1 protein-coding gene is annotated in these 1,390 nt (G+C 36.0%); it reads right to left on the bottom strand.

Features of this window, described 5'->3' with window-relative positions; all coding sequences use genetic code 11:
- Window positions 1-1,241: transposase (locus QUA77_RS29100; protein ID WP_333454098.1), on the bottom strand; the 1,241-nt coding region annotated here is incomplete at its 3' end.
- Between the last annotated feature and the right edge of the window lie 149 nt (window positions 1,242-1,390).

The raw sequence follows: 1,390 nt of genomic DNA on the forward strand, positions 1-1,390 counted from the left end.
TTAGGGTGATTTAAAATCAAATCCGGGTCTAAATCTAACTTATCAATAAAGGTATAAAGTAGATGCTTATTGAATTCCAGACGTTTATAAGAAGCCATAGAAAACACAAAAGATTTGGCAGATGAATGACAGCTAGAGAGTTGATATTTGGCTAAATTTAAGGCAATAAGACTGGCATTAAAATGAAAGTCCAGCCGTGGCAAATGACGAGCTTGACAATCAGACAATCCCGTAAATTGCTTGGCATCACGAAAAATAAATTCAATCTGGAAGCGAGCCTGATAATATTCAAGAATTTGCTCAGGTTGTAGATGAATATCAGTGCTAAATAATAAAGCATTTTTGATTTTGCCGTTGGCTTGAACTTCAGAGATACAAGCCAATCTAATTTGGCAATTTAAACAACAACTCCAGACTACCAGTGTATAGAGTGAAACCCCCGGTTTTATTTCTTTAACAAAGTTAAGACGACTCAGATCTTGGCAGTCAATCTTACCATCATATTTGCGAGGAGCTCCCAGTTTATTTTGTTCACCTGTATAGAGATAGCGGAGGTTAGCATCAACTCTTAACTTGCCAATAAAGTCTAAATTCAACTCTCGCACAGCCTCCCAGAATTTAGAGCGATAGTAATAGCCATCAGCTACCAAATAACGCACAGAATTAGGAAAGAATGAACGAGTATTCTTTAAATGTTGTGCATAGTCATCAACTCTTGTGATGTCAGGCTTTGAGCTTTGAGTATCCTGTTTTTTACGAGATTTTTTTGACGACTTATTCTTCTGATTTTTGGGCGTTTTTTTTCCGGGCTTTATTTGAGGACGTGATGGAGTTTGTTGCACACTTAAGCTATAAGATAAACGAGTCTCAATTTCGACAATAGAAATCACAGAAATTTCTAATCCCTGTTCTGATTTACCAGCTACACCATTATAAAAATAAGCCTTACCGTCAGTTTTTTTGCCACTTTTTCTTAAAAAAGAACAATCAATAACAGCAATGATTGTGTGTTCAGGGTTTAAGGCTTCTTTGAGGAAATATTGATTAAATTGTGGAAAGTTAAAGCTTTTGAGAAAGTGACGACGGTAGGTTTTTTCGCTTAAACAACTATAACGGCTGAGATTTGTGAAGTTGACCTTGCCATAAGCCAGCAAGATAGTTGAGAATAAAGTGATTAAAAACTTCTTTTGGGGTTGACTAATCCCTGGCATTTGTTGTAAGATGGATTCAATGATTTTCATAAGGCAATCTGTTGAGCTTGTGTGTTTTTATAGCTTAACCGAAAAGAGTGCCTTTTTTTATGTTTATTTTGGGCTCAGATTTCACTCACTTTTTCACTTCTCTGTTTTATTGCGATCGTATCCCTCTTTAAAAACTGTCCGAAGTATTG

This window comes from Microcoleus sp. K5-D4, assembly GCF_036704575.1.
In the GTDB taxonomy this organism is placed as follows: domain Bacteria; phylum Cyanobacteriota; class Cyanobacteriia; order Cyanobacteriales; family Microcoleaceae; genus Microcoleus.